This is a genomic window from Streptomyces amritsarensis (assembly GCF_001953875.1).
Classification (GTDB): Bacteria; Actinomycetota; Actinomycetes; order Streptomycetales; family Streptomycetaceae; genus Streptomyces; species Streptomyces amritsarensis.
The window spans coordinates 1-13938 of record NZ_MQUR01000092.1 but is presented as its reverse complement, the minus strand read 5'-3'; the positions used below and the strand labels follow the sequence as shown (position 1 = coordinate 13938).

At 74.2% G+C, this 13938-nt stretch carries 14 protein-coding genes, 7 tRNA genes and 1 pseudogene; 11 read left to right on the top strand and 11 right to left on the bottom strand.

Annotated elements, in window-relative coordinates; genetic code table 11:
- A complete protein-coding gene (locus tag AVW11_RS29015; RefSeq protein WP_076046497.1) occupies positions 1 to 1200 on the bottom strand; it encodes a serine/threonine-protein kinase in 1200 nt (399 codons plus the stop codon).
- A 527-nt stretch (positions 1201 to 1727) separates the two neighbouring features.
- Between AVW11_RS29015 and AVW11_RS29010 the strand changes: the two genes are divergently transcribed.
- A complete protein-coding gene (locus AVW11_RS29010) occupies positions 1728 to 1937 on the top strand; it encodes a hypothetical protein (protein ID WP_381625941.1) in 210 nt (69 codons plus the stop codon).
- Positions 1938 to 2150: 213 nt separating this feature from the next.
- On the opposite strand, the gene AVW11_RS29005 is transcribed toward AVW11_RS29010, so the two are convergent.
- The 5 genes from AVW11_RS29005 to AVW11_RS28985 all read right to left on the bottom strand — a co-directional run bounded on the left by AVW11_RS29005 (position 2151) and on the right by AVW11_RS28985 (position 2615).
- A tRNA-Val gene (locus AVW11_RS29005) sits at positions 2151 to 2225 on the bottom strand.
- Positions 2226 to 2265: 40 nt separating this feature from the next.
- Positions 2266 to 2337: transfer RNA gene (locus AVW11_RS29000), tRNA-Val, on the bottom strand.
- Between the two features lie 19 nt (positions 2338 to 2356).
- Positions 2357 to 2428 (bottom strand) — tRNA-Val (locus tag AVW11_RS28995).
- A 1-nt stretch (position 2429) separates the two neighbouring features.
- Positions 2430 to 2503 (bottom strand) — tRNA-Cys (locus AVW11_RS28990).
- Positions 2504 to 2542: 39 nt separating this feature from the next.
- A tRNA-Gly gene (locus AVW11_RS28985) sits at positions 2543 to 2615 on the bottom strand.
- A 180-nt stretch (positions 2616 to 2795) separates the two neighbouring features.
- Between AVW11_RS28985 and AVW11_RS28980 the strand changes: the two genes are divergently transcribed.
- Genes AVW11_RS28980 through AVW11_RS28970 form a run of 3 tightly spaced genes read left to right on the top strand, consistent with a single transcriptional unit; the run spans position 2796 to position 5582 of the window.
- Positions 2796 to 3878, top strand: coding sequence for a chorismate-binding protein (locus AVW11_RS28980; RefSeq protein ID WP_030841714.1), 1083 nt, complete (start codon positions 2796 to 2798; stop codon positions 3876 to 3878).
- Positions 3875 to 4696 carry an aminotransferase class IV gene (locus AVW11_RS28975; RefSeq protein ID WP_030841711.1) on the top strand — a complete coding sequence of 274 codons (822 nt, stop codon included), beginning with the start codon at positions 3875 to 3877 and terminating at the stop codon, positions 4694 to 4696. The genes AVW11_RS28980 and AVW11_RS28975 overlap by 4 nt, the downstream gene beginning before the upstream one ends.
- A 43-nt stretch (positions 4697 to 4739) precedes the next feature.
- A complete protein-coding gene (locus tag AVW11_RS28970) occupies positions 4740 to 5582 on the top strand; it encodes a GNAT family N-acetyltransferase (RefSeq protein WP_076046488.1) in 843 nt (280 codons plus the stop codon).
- A 180-nt stretch (positions 5583 to 5762) separates the two neighbouring features.
- On the opposite strand, the gene AVW11_RS28965 is transcribed toward AVW11_RS28970, so the two are convergent.
- Positions 5763 to 6257 (bottom strand): DsbA family protein, encoded by a 495-nt coding sequence (locus tag AVW11_RS28965; RefSeq protein WP_030841703.1) that lies wholly within the window; start codon positions 6255 to 6257, stop codon positions 5763 to 5765.
- Positions 6258 to 6438: 181 nt separating this feature from the next.
- On the opposite strand from AVW11_RS28965, the gene AVW11_RS28960 reads away from it, so the two are divergent.
- Both AVW11_RS28960 and AVW11_RS28955 read left to right on the top strand, forming a co-directional pair.
- Positions 6439 to 6864, top strand: a complete 426-nt coding sequence (locus AVW11_RS28960; RefSeq protein ID WP_060178525.1) for a hypothetical protein — start codon at positions 6439 to 6441, stop codon at positions 6862 to 6864.
- A gap of 168 nt (positions 6865 to 7032) precedes the next feature.
- A complete protein-coding gene (locus AVW11_RS28955) occupies positions 7033 to 7206 on the top strand; it encodes a hypothetical protein (protein ID WP_173675212.1) in 174 nt (57 codons plus the stop codon).
- Here the strand turns inward: AVW11_RS28955 and AVW11_RS28950 are convergent.
- On the bottom strand, positions 7147 to 7767 hold the full coding sequence (locus AVW11_RS28950) for a CGNR zinc finger domain-containing protein (protein ID WP_030841698.1): 621 nt from the start codon (positions 7765 to 7767) through the stop codon (positions 7147 to 7149). The genes AVW11_RS28955 and AVW11_RS28950 overlap by 60 nt on opposite strands.
- A gap of 197 nt (positions 7768 to 7964) precedes the next feature.
- Positions 7965 to 8378 carry an SsgA family sporulation/cell division regulator gene (locus tag AVW11_RS28945; RefSeq protein ID WP_030011909.1) on the bottom strand — a complete coding sequence of 138 codons (414 nt, stop codon included), beginning with the start codon at positions 8376 to 8378 and terminating at the stop codon, positions 7965 to 7967.
- Positions 8379 to 8554: 176 nt separating this feature from the next.
- Here AVW11_RS28945 and AVW11_RS28940 point away from each other — a divergent pair, with 176 nt between their 5' ends.
- Entirely contained in the window at positions 8555 to 9037 is a 483-nt protein-coding gene (locus AVW11_RS28940; protein WP_060178524.1) for a TIGR02611 family protein, read from the top strand.
- A gap of 46 nt (positions 9038 to 9083) precedes the next feature.
- Positions 9084 to 9155 (top strand) — tRNA-Val (locus AVW11_RS28935).
- 66 nt (positions 9156 to 9221) lie between these two features.
- Here AVW11_RS28935 and AVW11_RS28930 read toward each other — a convergent pair.
- Positions 9222 to 11585 (bottom strand): SCO7613 C-terminal domain-containing membrane protein, encoded by a 2364-nt coding sequence (locus AVW11_RS28930; protein WP_076046487.1) that lies wholly within the window; start codon positions 11583 to 11585, stop codon positions 9222 to 9224.
- 140 nt (positions 11586 to 11725) lie between these two features.
- On the opposite strand from AVW11_RS28930, the gene AVW11_RS28925 reads away from it, so the two are divergent.
- Positions 11726 to 11797: transfer RNA gene (locus AVW11_RS28925), tRNA-Val, on the top strand.
- A 69-nt stretch (positions 11798 to 11866) separates the two neighbouring features.
- Here the strand turns inward: AVW11_RS28925 and AVW11_RS28920 are convergent.
- Positions 11867 to 12592: a 3'-5' exonuclease gene (locus AVW11_RS28920; RefSeq protein WP_030841689.1), complete on the bottom strand. Its 726-nt coding sequence runs from the start codon at positions 12590 to 12592 to the stop codon at positions 11867 to 11869.
- Between the two features lie 222 nt (positions 12593 to 12814).
- On the opposite strand from AVW11_RS28920, the gene AVW11_RS28915 reads away from it, so the two are divergent.
- Both AVW11_RS28915 and AVW11_RS28910 read left to right on the top strand, forming a co-directional pair.
- Positions 12815 to 13429: a DUF4365 domain-containing protein gene (locus AVW11_RS28915; protein WP_030841686.1), complete on the top strand. Its 615-nt coding sequence runs from the start codon at positions 12815 to 12817 to the stop codon at positions 13427 to 13429.
- A pseudogene (locus tag AVW11_RS28910) lies at positions 13429 to 13938 on the top strand (hypothetical protein); the annotation flags it as partial. The gene AVW11_RS28915 and the pseudogene AVW11_RS28910, both read left to right, overlap by 1 nt.

The window sequence follows — 13938 nt, the reverse complement described above, 5'->3', positions numbered from 1 at the left end:
CTACAGCTTCTGGGCGGCGGCGATGCCCAGCGCCACGATCAGCGTGACCACGATGAACACGATCAGGCGCTGGCGCATCAGCCTCGGGTCCGGCCGCGAGGGCCGACGCCCGGCCCCCGTCGTCCTGGGCGCCGGGCGGCCGCCCGTACGCCCCGCGGTCGGCCGGGAGGTGGGGCCGCCGCCGGGACCGCGCGGGTTGCGCGAGGAGGAGGGCCGTGAGTGCGGGCCGCCCGGCGAGCCGCCCTGCACCCTGGAGGCGCCGCCGCCCGTACGGCGCTCCGCACGCTGCTCCGCGTGGTCCGGCGCCCCCTCGGGCAGCCTTCCCGTGGCCCGCTCGGTCCGCGCCCGCTGCGCCGGCGGGCGGCCGTCCGACAGCCCCTGCGCCTCGCGGGCCGCGATCTCCTTGAGCCGCATCGACAGCTGGAGCGTGCTGGGCCGCTCCTCGGGGTCCTTGGCCAGGCAGGCCTGTACCAGGGGCGCCAGCGCGTCCGGGACCCCCTGCAGGTGCGGCTCCTCGTGCACCACGCGGTACAGCATGACCTCGGAACTGCCGTGCCCGAAGGGCGAGTCGGCGGTGGCCGCGTAGGCCAGGGTGGCGCCGAGCGCGAAGACGTCCGTGGCCGGGGTGACGGCGGCGCCGCGCACCTGCTCGGGCGCGAGGAAACCGGGGGAGCCGACGGCCGTGCCCACATGGGTGAGGGTGCTCGCGCCGGTGGCCCAGGCGATCCCGAAGTCGATGATCCGGGGGCCCTTGGGGGACAGGAGGATGTTCGAGGGCTTGAGGTCCCGGTGGACGACGCCGGCCTCGTGGACGGCGACCAGCCCCTCGGAGAGCGCGGCGCCGACGGCGGCGATCTGCGCGGCCGTCAGGGGGCCGTCCTCGGCCACCTTGTCGTGCAGGGAGGGGCCGGGCACGTACTGGGTGGCGAACCACGGCCGCTCGGCCTCCAGGTCCGCGGCGACCAGCCGCGCCGTGCACCCGCCCCGGATCCGCCGGGCCGCGGACACCTCGCGCGCGAACCGCGAGCGGAACTCCTGGTCCTCGGCCAGGTCCGGCCGGATGACCTTGAGCGCGACGCGCTGCCCGCGCCGGTCCGATCCCAGGTAGACCACGCCCATGCCGCCGGCCCCGAGCCTGCGGTGCAGTCTGAACGAGCCGACGACACGCGGGTCCTCGCGCCGGAGCCGCATCATCGCCATGTCCACCCCGCTGACCGGTCGTCCTGTTGACGTGCCACAGCTTACGGACCATCCGGCATGCGTGCTCAGAGGCCGCGCCCTCGTCACGGGATTCGATCGTCAGTGCGGCACAGCACACTTGAGGGAGCCTCAGGGAACCCGCCCGCCGGTCCCGAGGGCGCCGGCCGCAGGCCCAAACGGCCCTTCGGGCAAGGGGATTGGAGCTCCGGCGCAGGTCGGAGTGCGCCGGAGCGCGCACCGGCGCCCCCGCGACCCGAGTCGATCTTGCCGGTGCCCGCCCGGCGGACACGCATGAACAGGGAGTGACGAAAGTGAGGGAAGTCACTACCCTCCGGTCATCCCCTCCGGGATGACCCCGACGCAAGGGGGACGGTCTCCACCCAGGGGAGTACACGGCACGGTCGCCCTCATCCTCCTGGAGGCCCGGCAATGGGTACGAGGGCATGAGGCCGGCGGCCGTCCGCCCGCCTAGTGTTGAAGTCAAGCGGCGGGTGATGCACTCGTCCCCCGAGGTCAAGAGCCCGCCGCTGCCAGACGACAGGGAGAGGACCATGGCGGACATCGCACGGCAGGGACGCAAGGCATTCGCGTTCAACAGCCATGAGTCCGGCACCCGCCACCCACTGGTGGCCGCGGCCATGGTGCTCCCCCTGGCCGCCCTGCTGCTCTTCCTCTTCGGAGGGTTCGACCAGCTGGCGGCACAGGCGTCGTCCGTGGGCATGATGCCGGGGCGCTGAGCGGCGCCCCGGGCCCGGGAGAGCGGCCCGGGCCGGGACATCGGCCTGTCGTACCCCGTGGGGACGGGGGCGCGACGGACGGCAGGTGAAGGGTGCTGCCCGTACGACTGGGGAGTTGTACGGGCAGCACCCTTTTTGACGCCCGCACAGGCGCCCCGCACCCGTGTGGTGGAACGCGAAAGCCCCGACCGCTGATACGGTCGGGGCTTTCGGTGGTGCGCGATACTGGGATTGAACCAGTGACCTCTTCCGTGTCAGGGAAGCGCTCTCCCGCTGAGCTAATCGCGCGGGACCGCGGTGCGAAACCGCAGGTGGTGCGTGTACTGCGTGCGCGATACTGGGATTGAACCAGTGACCTCTTCCGTGTCAGGGAAGCGCTCTCCCGCTGAGCTAATCGCGCGGGGATCCTTGCGGATCAGTGGACGATACTGGGATTGAACCAGTGACCTCTTCCGTGTCAGGGAAGCGCTCTCCCGCTGAGCTAATCGTCCTTGGAGGTGGAGACGGGATTTGAACCCGTGTAGACGGCTTTGCAGGCCGTTGCCTCGCCTCTCGGCCACTCCACCATGGAGCTGCAGGGGTTCTCGGGAAGATCCCCCACTTCGAGCGGACGACGAGACTCGAACTCGCGACATCCACCTTGGCAAGGTGGTGCTCTACCAACTGAGCTACGTCCGCAGGTCACCGTGTTCGCTCCGGGGTTCTCCCCCTTCGCTCCCTGGCGACGTGTTGAACTCTAGCGGATTCCCGGGCCAGCTCAAAAACGCGTTTCCGCAGCGTGCTGCCGCTCGATCACCACAGGTCACCCGGCCGTCACCGCACCGGCGCCCTCGCGTCACCGGTCATAGACTCGCAGCCGTGCACGACCTGCCCCCCATGGCCCGCTTCGGCGGCCTCCTCGCGACCGACCTGCGGGATGTCACCAGTGATCCCGCCGCCCTCGACTCCACCGGCTTCTGGGCGGTGGCCGCCGACTTCGAAGGGCGCCTCGTCTGCGCGCGTTTCGGGGACGTGCGGCCCGACCCCGTCCCCGCGCCCGTCCCCGGCGCCTGGCACGGCCCCGACACCGACCGGTGGACCTCCTCCCTCGACCGGGCCGCGTACGTCGCCGGAGTGCGCCGCATCCGCGAGCACATCGCGGCCGGCGAGGTCTACCAGGCCAACCTCTGCCGGGTGATGTCCGCGCCGCTGCCGCGCCCGGACCGCGCCGACGTCGACGCCCTCACCGCGCTCCTCGCGCGCGGCAATCCCGCGCCCTTTGCAGGAACGATTCGTCTCGCGGCGCACGGCGTGGAGATCGCCACCGCCTCACCCGAGCTGTACCTGCGCCGCGACGGCCGGCACGTGGAGTCCGGACCGATCAAGGGAACCGGCCGCACCGCCGAAGACCTCCTGCCCAAGGACCACGCCGAGAACGTGATGATCGTGGACCTCGTACGCAACGACCTCGGCCGGGTCTGCGCCACCGGCTCGGTGTCCGTCCCCGCACTGTGCGCCGTCGAGGAGCACCCCGGCCTCGTGCACCTCGTCTCCACCGTGAGCGGCGAACTGGCCGACGGGGCCGGCTGGCCCGAACTGCTCGCCGCGACCTTCCCGCCCGGATCCGTCACCGGCGCGCCCAAGTCCTCCGCCCTGCGGATCATCGACGCCCTGGAGACCGCCCCGCGCGGCCCCTACTGCGGAGGCATCGGCTGGGTCGACGCCGACCGCGGGACCGGCGAGCTCGCCGTCGGCATCCGCACCTTCTGGATCGACCGGGCGGCCCCCGGCGGCCCCCGCCTGCTCTTCGGCACCGGGGCCGGCATCACCTGGGGTTCCGACCCCGACCGGGAGTGGGCGGAGACCGAGCTCAAGGCGGCCCGCCTGCTGCGGGTCGCGGCGGGCCGCGGGACCAGCGGCACCCAGGGGGCGAACGGCACCACCGGAAGGACAGCACCATGAGAATCTGGCTCGACGGAGCCCTGCGGGACGTCGACAGCGCGACCGTGTCCGTCCTCGACCACGGGCTCACCGTGGGCGACGGCGTCTTCGAGACACTCAAGACGGAGCGCGGCCGGGCCTTCGCGCTCACCCGCCACCTGGCGCGGCTGACCCGCTCGGCCCGCGGCCTCGGCCTGCCCGACCCCGACCTCGACGAGGTGCGCCGCGCCTGCGCCGCCGTCCTGGAGGCCGAACCGGTCGAGCACGGGCGGCTGCGCCTCACCTACACCGGCGGCGTCGCCCCGCTCGGCTCCGACCGCGGCGACGCCGGACCCACGCTGATCGCCGCCGTCGCCGCGTCCCCCCGCCGCCCGGACACCACCGCCGTCGTCACGGTGCCCTGGGTCCGCAACGAGCGCTCCGCCGTGGCCGGCCTGAAGACCACCTCGTACGCGGAGAACGTGGTCGCGCTCGCCGCCGCGCACCGCGCCGGGGCCTCCGAGGCGCTCCTGGCCAACACCGTGGGCCGGCTCTGCGAGGGCACCGGCTCCAACGTGTTCGTCGTGCTCGACGGGGAACTGCACACCCCGCCCCTGGAATCCGGCTGCCTCGCCGGCATCACCCGGGCCCTCGTCGTCGAGTGGGCCGGCGCCAAGGAGACCGACCTGCCCTTCGAGGTGCTCGAACAGGCGGAGGAGGTCTTCCTGACGTCCTCGCTGCGCGACGCGCAGGCGGTCGTCCGCCTCGACGGCCGGGAGCTGGGGACGAGGCCCGGACCGGTCACCGCCGAGGTCATGCGGATCTTCCAGGTGAAGGCCGGCGACGACCTCGATCCGTGAACACCGGTGACGCGGAGCCGCCGGGCAGGTAGAACTCGAAGTGATGACCACCACTCTGCGGCCCGCGCAGCCGCTTCAGCGAAACAGTGACGGCACCCGACGGCGGGCCTACGAGGTCCGGGTCAACAGCCGCCGGGTCGGCACGCTCGAACTGGCCACCCGGTCCGCCGCCCAGCCCGGCATCGGCGTGATCCGGGGGCTGTCGATCGACGAGGGCGACCGCCGGCGCGGACGCGGCACGGTCGCCGCGCTCGCCGCCGAGGAGGTGCTGCGCTCCTGGGGCTGCACCGGGGTCGCGGTCTCGGTGCCCGCCGACGCCGGACCTGCGCTGCGGATGGCCGCCGCCCTCGGCTACCGGGAGACCGGCCGGGTCATGGTGAAGGACCTGCCGCAGCGCCCGCCGGAGCTCCCGGCGGGAAGCACGGGCCGGCCGATGACCCGGTCGGAGTTCGACGCCTGGCTGGAGCCGGGCATCGTGGAGTACGGCCGCAGGCTCGTCGCCCCGGGCATGACGCAGGAGCAGGGCGTGGCCGCCTCCCGCGCCGAGCACGCCAGGATGCTGCCCGACGGCCCCGACACCCCCGGGACGGACTTCCTCCTGCTGGAGACCCCGGCGGGGGAGAGGCTCGGCACCGTGTGGATCGGGGAGTGCGAACTGCCGGGCCTGGGCGCCGTCCCCTACGTGTACGACGTCAAGGTCGTGCCCGAACACCGCGGGCAGGGCCACGGGCGCACCCTCATGCTGCTGGCCGAGCGGACCGTCCTGGCCGCCGGGGGGAGCCGGCTGGGACTGCACGTGGTCGAGGGCAACACCCCGGCACGGCGGCTCTACGAGTCGCTCGGGTACCGGGACATCGCGGTGAACGCCGCGAAGGAACTGATCTAGTGCTGTGACCGGCAAGGTTCACCGGGTCGGCCACAGCACCAGAGGCCGTCTCTTTCGGATCCTGCCGGTGAGGCCGCGCCGTCCGGTGCCGCGTCGCGCGGGCGCGGGAGCCCACCGTGCTCCGGCGTGGTCGGGGGCTCCCGGCGGCGCGGACGGCCCGGCGGATGCGCAGGAGACGGATCAGGCCGCGAGGAGGCGGTCGGCGATCTCCTCGATGCGGGCGCGCAGGCCGTCCTGGCTCTTGCCGCCGTCGAGGCGCTCGCCGCCGATCACGTACGTCGGGGTGCCGGTGACGCCGATCGCCTTGCCCTCGGCCTGGTCGGCGTCGACGATCAGGATGTGCCGGCCGTCGATCAGGGCGGTGTCGAACTCCTCCACGTCGAGGCCCAGGCCGCGGGCCACGTCCAGCAGCACCGGCTCGCCCCGCTCGGAGAGCTCCGCGGTGCGGGCCAGCAGGGCTTCCGCGTACGGCCAGCCCTGGCCCTGCTCGGCGGCCTCCTCGGCCGCCTGCGCGGCGGCGAACGCGTGCTTGTGCTTCTCCAGGGGGAAGTGGCGCAGCCGGATGTCCAGCCGGTCGCCGTAGCGGGCCCGCAGGGCGCGGACGTCGTCCAGGGCGCGGTGGCAGTCCGGGCACTGCAGTTCGCACCAGACGTCGAGGATCACGGAATCGGTCATGCGGACAGTCTCCCAGCCCCGGTCCGCCCCGCCGACCGGGACCTGGGGAGGAGGCCCGACCCGGATATCTCCCGGAGATCCGCGACGAGGTGGCTCAGTGCCTGGCCGCTGCGGCGGCGGGCGGTGCACGATGGACGGACGGGGACAGACCGCCCCGCCCTCGAAGATTCCGGAGGACCGCATGCTTGCCGAGACCATTTGCTCCGCGGTGTCCGCGGCGGGCCTGGGCATCGCCGCGGTGAGCGCCTACCGCAGGCGGTTCCTGGCCGCCGCGCGGATCGCCGCGTACTCCCTGGTACCGGTCGGCCTGGTGATGACGGGTGTCGTGGAGTGGCTGACCGGCATCGTCTTCAACCCGACCGTGTGGATCGGCTTCGGACTGCTGGGGCTGGCCTGGCTGATCCTCTTCACCACCCGCGCCGTCGAGCGGCGCAGCCTGGGCGGGTCCGGGAAGCCCGCGAAGAAGAAGGCGAAGGCGGGAGGGTCCCCGGAGGCGGTGGCCCCGGCCGCCTCCAAGCCCTCCCTGGGCGCCGCCGGACCCACCCCCGCCGCCCCGGCCGACGACTTCTCCGACATCGAGGCCATCCTCAAGAAGCACGGCATCTGACCGGCGCCCCCGGGGCCGCCGCGCAGCCGGCGCCGGCGGGCGGGAAGCACGGCGGGCGCCGGGGGAGGAGCGGGATCGGGGTACGTCCACAAGATCGAGCGAACTGCCGCGCGCGTGTTGGCGTGTTGAGGGGTGCGGGTCGGCCCGCTGCGCCATCATCGGCGCGACATGTTCGAGACATCGCAGAGTGACCCCGCGGTGCCCGTCCCGGTACCCGACCCCGTCGCCGACGAGCCGCGAGGCTGCCTGTTCGCGCTCTCCCAGCCGCCGCTGATGATCTTCCTAGCGGTGATCGGGATCCTGCTGCTGCTCGCCGCCGTGCACGATCTCTTCCTGCTCTGACGGGCCCGCGTCGGCCTCCTTGCGGCGGGCCCGGTACGCCGCCACGTGCAGCCGGTTCCCGCAGGTCCGGCTGTCGCAGTAGCGCCGCGAGCGGTTGCGGGAGAGGTCCACGAAGGCGCGCCGGCAGTCGGGGGCCTCGCAGCGGCGCAGCCGCTCCTGCTCGCCGGAGACGACGATGAAGGCCAGTGCCATGCCGCCGTCGGCCGCCAGGTGGTCGCCCACCGACGCGCCCGGCGCGAAGTAGTGCACGTGCCAGTCGTAGCCGTCGTGGTCGGTCAGCTGCGGGGTGGTGCCCGCGGTCGCCACGAGCTCGTTGATCAGCACGGACGCGGCGCGCGCGCTCGGCGCCGCGAAGACCTGGGCGAACTTCGAGCGCACGGTGCGCACGCCGGCCAGGTCGCGGGCGCCGAGCTCGCCGACGTCGCTGATCGAGTACTCCTGGACGAATCCGCGCAGCGCGCCGATGTCCGAGAGGCCGTCGGGCTGGTCCGGTTCCGCCGCGGTGTTCACCAGCGCGACGACGACGTCGAGCGCGCGACGGGTGTCGTGTGGGATCTGCACGGTGTCTCCCTGGGGGCCGGGCCTGCGGCGACGGGCGTGGCGCCGATGCCGCCCGACAATAGCCGGTCCCCGCACAGCACACAGGCGCCGTCCTCGCGGGTGGCTTCCGCGGGGACAGCGCCGGCGCACGCGTATGTGGTTGTCCGCTCCGCACCGTCGCCCCGAGTCGGACGGTGTCGAGCGGCTGTGAGCCTGGCTCAGCTTTCGGCCAGGATGTGGGAGAGCTCCTTGTCGAGGTCGAAGTGCCGGTGCTCGGTCCCGGGTGGAACCGCGGCGTCCGTCCGCTTGAGGAACGACTCCAGGGCTCGGGCGGGTGCTTCGAGAAGCGCTTCTCCCTCCGGTGAGCTCAGGGCGATGCAGACGACGCCCTGACCGTGACTGCGGGAGGGCCAGACGCGGACGTCGCCGGTACCGGTGGGCCGGTGGAGACCCTCGGCGAGGAGGTCGCGGGCGAACACCCATTCGACCGTCTCCTCGGCGCCGGTGTGGAAGGTGGCGTGCACGGCGTAGGGGTCGGCCGTGTCATACCGCAGGCCCGCGGGAACAGGCAGTGAGGACTCGCTCGACACAACGAGGCGCAGGTGCAGCTCGCAGCTGACCGTGGTGTTCATAAGCGCCAGGGCCTTTCGCTCAGTGTGCGCTCGGGGATTCGCACGTCGGCGAAATCGACATGCCACCTACGGTGTCGTTGTAAACCCCTCTGACCGTTTTGCGGACCTCTGGGTCCCTCGGACGGCGGATCCAAACCGTCGTTCCCGTGTGCTTCGCGCTCGGGTAGATTCGACCCATGAATACGGGGAGTGACCGCGGAACGAACGAGTCCGCTACCGGCGACACCACCACGGGAACCACCGCGCAGTCCGGCGCGGAGACCGGCGCGCAGACCGCGGAGGAAACGCAGCACGTGTCGAAGGCGCCCGCCTTCATCAAGGCCCGCAAGAGCCTGCACCTCAGCTGGCAGGTCGGTGTCTTCATCGTCGGCCTCGCGGTGATCGCCGCGGGCGTCGCCATGCTCGTCCTGCCCGGCCCCGGCTGGGTCGCGATCTTCGCGGGCCTGGCGATCTGGGCCACCGAGTTCGCCTGGGCCCACCTGGTGCTGCGCTGGACCAAGCGCAAGGTCACCGAGGCCGCACAGAGGGCGCTCGACCCGAAGGTGCGCCGCCGCAACATCATCCTGACCACCGCGGGCCTCGTCATCGCGGGCGCCCTGATCGGCTTCTACCTGTGGAAGTACGGGCTCGTCCTGCCCTGGGACCTCAAGGACCAGTGATGGTCAAAGAGCACCGCTGACATGGGGTAATGTTTGCGGTGCGTCCGGGCGATTAGCTCAGTGGGAGAGCACTTCGTTCACACCGAAGGGGTCACTGGTTCGAACCCAGTATCGCCCACCCGGACCAGAGGCCCGGAGACATTCACCGTCTCCGGGCCTCCGGCTTTTCCCCGTCCCGCCGCGCCTACCGCAGCCGCCCGATCGCGGCCCGCAGCCGGCGCGCGTCCCCCAGCCGCCTCTCGTAGGTCGCCCCCACCGCCAGCAGCAGCACGCCCGCCAGGGCCGGCGGCACCCAGCGCGGCAGCGCCCCCGCGACCTGCACCACGTACGGGGCCAGCTCGTGCAGGGCCACCGCCGCCAGCACCGCGCCGCCCAGCAGCAGCGGGGCCTGGAGCCGCCGCTGCGCGCCCGCCAGGGTCACCGCCAGCGCGGCCGCCCCCAGCGCCAGGGGGCGCACCCAGCCCGCGTCCCCCCAGGCGGCCAGCAGACTCGGCACCAGCGTCGCCGCCAGCCCCGGCCCGTACGCCGTCCAGGACGAGGCCCCGGCGTCCCGGCGGCGCCGCAGGAAGCCCACCGCGAGCGCCGGCACGGTGACCGGCAGGGTGTACGCCTCCGGCGCCGTCACCCCGGCCTCCACCAGCCGCACCCACGTCGCCGCCGCGAACAGCACCCCCGCCGCCCAGCCCAGCACCCGCCGCTCCGGCCGCACCGCCGCCCCCGCGCAGACCACCCCGGCCAGCGCCAGGACCAGCGCCAGCGTCCCGGGCCGCCCCGCGGACAGGCCCACCGCCAGCACCCCCGACACACCCGCCGCGATCTCGACGGGCAGCCGTACGGCACCCAGCCGCGGCCCCAGCGCGGCCACGAGCGCCGCGACCGCGAGGACCGGCGGCGCCCACCAGACCACCGCCAGGTCGGTCACCGCGGCCGCGGCCACCAGCAGCCCCGTCGCCCAGCCGACCGCGCACACCGCCGCCCCCGACCGGACCCACCGCGCCGCGGGCCCGTACGCCGCTCCCGCCGCACAGCCGGCGCCCAGCAGCCCCCAGACCGCGAACGTCGCCGCGCGGCCGTCCAGCGCGCCCACAGACACGTTCGCGGCCCCCGCCAGCGCGCACACGGCCGCCGCGACCCCGGCCCCCCGCGCAGCGGGCCGCAGGGCGAGGACCCCCGCCGCGCCCGTCACCGCGAGCTGCGCCGCGAACACCGCAGCCCCCGGCAAGCCGAGCAGCACCGGCGCCGTGAACAGACCCGCCCAGCCCAGCACCACCGCCGACACCCCGGCCTCCGGCCGCGCCGACACCCGCGACAGCCACCAGGCCGCCCCCGCCGCCATCAGCAGGGCAACCGCGGCCGCCGCCCCCGGACCGTGCGCAGCCGCCGCCGGAGTCGTCGCCGCCCACACCTCCTCCAGCACCCGCAGCCGTGCCACCAGCACCGGCAGTACGGCCGCGCCGGCCGCCAGCGCGCCCAGGGCGCCCACCACCGCACCGGCCAGGACCGACCCGCGCCGCACCGCCTCCGGCAGCGCGGGCACCCGTACCGCCGCCAGCAGCGGCAGACCCACCAGCAGGTGCGCCACCACCGCCCAGCCCGCTTCGAGCTCCGGCCGGGCCACGCCGGCCACGGCCACCACCGCCGCCACGGCGCCCACCAGCGCCGCGGCCCAGGCCCGCGGCTCCCGCCAGGCCGCCGCCACACCCAGGGCCGCACCCGCCAGCAGCAGCGCCGCCGGAGCCAGCGCCTGCCCCGCCGAACCCGCCGACCACGACTGCGCCGCCCCGATCAGCAGCGCCGCCGCCCCCAGCACCGCCGCCGGGACCGCCGCCGCACGGACCCGCAACGCCAGCGCCGCGTCCAGCCCGGCCGTCACCAGCAGCGCCCAGCCGAGCCCCGTCCCACCCGCGTCCGCGGCGATCGCGGCCAGCGGCAGCGGCAGCTGCGCCGCGAGCACCGCCGCCGGCAGCGGCAGGCGCAGCGTCCGCAGCGCCGACCCGTACCCGGCCCACACCGCCGCCAGCACCGCCGCCGCGCCCGCCGCGTACCCGGTCCCGTCGGCGTCCGGCATGCCCACCGCGTACAGCGCGTACGCGTCCAGCACCGTCAGCAGCAGACCCACGGCGGCCACCGACTCCGCCGTCGACCGCAGCCCGCGGCGCACCAGCGGCACGGGTGCGGCCAGCGCCGCCGCCGTCACCACGGCCAGCACCGCCGAGCGCCCGGCGATCCCCATCGACCCCCAGCTGACCAGCGTGAACGCCAGCGCGGCCACGGCCAGCAGCACCGCGCCCAGGGTGAGCAGCACGTTCTGCGCACCGGGGGCCGAGGCATCCTTCGCAGGAGCGGACGGAGCGCCGGCGGGGCCGGCGGACCAGGCCGGCGAGCCGGCGGCGGCGGGTCCCCAGCCGGCCGCCGCCGTGCCCGACTGCCGGAGCAGGCGCAGCAGCCAGTCCCGGCGGGCCAGCAAGTACAGGCGCCGGGCATCGAGTTGGGCCAGCTCACGGTCGATGAGCGCCAGCTCTTCGGCCGGCGGCAGAGGCGAGTTCATATGCGGAGTGTGGCCCCCGTCACCCGGTTGGGACATGGGCGGGGGTACTCAAGTACGTACTGAGTACCACCGGGCGGCCCCCGGGTCGGGGAAGCGGTTTGAACCAGCCCCGGGGCTTCTGTATTGTTCAGTGCGTTCCCGGGCGATTAGCTCAGCGGGAGAGCACTTCGTTCACACCGAAGGGGTCACTGGTTCGATCCCAGTATCGCCCACCGGGTCAGGCCGGTCCGTCGATGACGGACCGGCCTTCCGCATGTCCGGCCCTCCCGCCGCCCCCACGTCTACGCGGCCGCCGACAGGTCCGGCCGCAGCGGCCAGTGCGGGTCCACCGCCTCCGGGGTCCCCTGCCGCGCGAACCACGCCTGCAGGCCCCGCGCCTGCGCCGCGTGCCACACGGCCTGCAGCGTGTGCAGCTCGGCCGGCGTCAGCCGCTCCAGCCGCGAGGCGAACCGGCGGCCCACCGCCCGCACCAGCTCCAGCGAGGCCATCGCGTCCGCCGCCGCGTCGTGCGCGCCCTCCAGCTCGATCCCGTAGTGCGCGCACAGGTCCGTCAGCGTCCGGCGGCCCTTGCGGTACCGGTCCAGGTGCTTGTCCAGCACCCGCGGGTCCAGCACCGTCAACGGCCGGTTGTCCAGGTACCGCGACAACGACGACGCCCGGTGCCGGCGCAACTCCCGGTCCAGCAGCGTCAGGTCGAACGGCGCGTTCATCACCACCACCGGCCGGCCCGCGACCTGCTGCTCCCCGAGCGCACGGGCTATCTCCTCCACCACCGGCGCCGGCCAGCGCCCGTGGCGCTGGAGGTGCTCGTCGGTGAGACCGTGCACTTCCGTCGCGCCCGGGGGCACCGGAACGCCCGGATTGACCAGCCAGCGCGTCGTGCGGACCCGGCCGCCCGCACACTCCTGCACGATGAGCGCGGCGGACACGATCCGGTCCTGCTCCACGTCCACCCCGGTGGTCTCCGTGTCGAATGCGGCCAGCGGGCCCTCGTACCAGCGTGTCATGGCGAACTCCTCGTCCCCGGTCGGCAGTTGGGGTGCAGCCGGGCGCCGCCGCCTCGGAACGTGCCGCCCCTGCCCGAATCGGTGATACCCGGGCTGTTTGTTCCGTACGCCGTTTGCGGCGACCCGGGTGCGGCAACAACAAGCGTGGGGGACCGTACACATGACCGGTCGTCACCCACCCACCCACCGAAGGCAGAGCCCGGAAGGCATGGGGAGCCGGCCATGGCGCTCGCACAGCCCGAACCGGGCGGGGTGCTGGCGGGGCGGATCGATCCGCAGACCGGAACCGGTACAGGCACACCGGACGGGACGCGGGCCGCACCGCTGCGCGGCACACTCGCCACCACCGCCTGCATGGAGACCCTCCAGGTGGGATACCTGCACGCCGTCGCCGCCGCGGCCGGCTGCTCGCTGTCCCAGCCCTTCCCCGACAACGGCGTCGACTGGCACGTCAGCCACGGCGCCCCCGAACACGTCGTCGACGACGAGGTCACCGTCAAGGTGCAGTTGAAGGCGACGTACCAGGTACCGCCCCGGCCGCCGGGACCCACCTTCGCCTTCACCCTCGACAACGAGCACCTGGTGAAACTGGCCCGCACCCCGGTCGCCGTCCACAAGATCCTCGTCGTGATGCTCGTCCCGCGGGAGCGCGACCAGTGGCTCGCCGCCGGACACGACCGGCTCGACCTGCGGCACTGCTGCTACTGGACCAATCTCGCCGGACACCCCGTGACCGGCCGGCGCCGGACCACCGTACGGATCCCGACCGCGCGGATCTTCGACGACCGGGCGCTGTGCGAGATCATGACCCGGGTCGGGTCGGGAGGGACACCCTGATGCACTGGCACCCGTCGAACCTCGAACCGCTGCTGCCACCGGACCACGGCGGGCCCGGGCACTTCCCCGGCTTCCCGCACTCCTGCGCCGCGCCCGACCCCGCAACGGTCGACCCCGCCGTGCTCGGTGCGCTGCTGCACCGGCACGGCTGGCTGCGCCGGGGCGGGGCCGCAGGCCGGTACGGGCGCTGGACACCGCCCGGTCACGCCGGCACCAGCGTCCTCGTCCCCGAGAACCGGGCCTTCCCCGACTGCGCCGACCTGCTGGAGGAGGCGCTGACCGCGCTCTCGCGCAGCACGCTGCCGTCCGCGCGCGAGGTGCTCTACGGGCTGAGCGTGCCCAGCGACGAGATCCGCTGGGAGCGGGAGGTCCCGCCGGGGGCGTACGGGCTGGAGGGCGAGGCCGCCTGGACCGTGCAGGAGCAACTGCGCTCGGCCGCCCGGCAGCTGCTGCTGGCGGGGGCGCTCGCGGCCCGGGCGAGGGCCGGCTACTACGGCACCCGCCACCGG